Below are 290 nucleotides of genomic sequence, written 5' to 3'. Positions count from 1 at the left end.
AACGTAGCCACCCCCCAAGGTCACGCCACCAGTCATCCCGCGCTGCAAAAAAGAGCCACTTCCGTTTGAATAGACAGCGCTTGTTTTGATGGTTGTGGTATCGCCCACGGAGGGAATGTTTGTTTGTATGATCGATAATGGCGTGATGTTACCGAACTGGGCATTCGCAAAATTGTAGTGGGTATTGACGCTCTGATGCCCCACGTTCAAGCCAGCGTAAAAACCTTGAAAATGTCCATAACGCGCCTGCGCTGGGCTAAGAGCACCGATCAAAACACAAACCGTTGGGA

1 protein-coding gene is annotated in these 290 nt (G+C 50.7%); it reads right to left on the bottom strand.

What is annotated here, in order from left to right; translation table 11 throughout:
* Positions 1 to 290 (bottom strand): hypothetical protein (locus tag E0702_RS19705; protein ID WP_205742020.1); only part of this gene is annotated, 290 nt, incomplete at both ends.

Source organism: Halomonas marinisediminis, assembly GCF_004347715.1.
GTDB classification, from domain to species: domain Bacteria; phylum Pseudomonadota; class Gammaproteobacteria; order Pseudomonadales; family Halomonadaceae; genus Halomonas; species Halomonas icarae.
Note: the sequence above shows the minus strand (reverse complement) of the source record. Positions and strands in the feature narration are given on the sequence as shown.